Source organism: Labrys sp. F242 (assembly GCF_057813875.1).
Map to the genome: position 1 here is coordinate 1 of NZ_JBVASG010000039.1, position 304 is coordinate 304.

Annotated in this window: 1 protein-coding gene; it reads left to right on the forward strand. The window is 67.8% G+C overall.

The window, feature by feature from the left end; translation table 11 throughout:
* Nucleotides 1–304: LysR substrate-binding domain-containing protein (locus tag ACZYTC_RS34345; protein WP_488991770.1), on the forward strand; the 304-nt coding region annotated here is incomplete at both ends.

Sequence of the window (304 nt, forward strand, 5' to 3'; positions counted from 1 at the left end):
GGCCACGCCTTGCGGTTGACCGAGGCCGGGCGCACTATTCTTGCCGAAGCCGGCGAGGTGCTCGATCGGCTGGCCGCGGTAACCGAGCGCTTGCGCGGCCGTCATGACGGCCCCCTGCGCATCACGGTGCTGCCTTCCTTCGCCACCTGTTGGCTGGTCCCCCGGCTCGGGCGCTTTCGCCAGAGCCATCCCAATCTCGAATTGAAGCTGACGAGTTCGCCGGAAGCATGGGCTTTCACCGAGGATCGTTTCGATCTCGGCATCCGCTCCGGCCTCGGCCGCTGGCCGGGGCTCAAGGCCGATC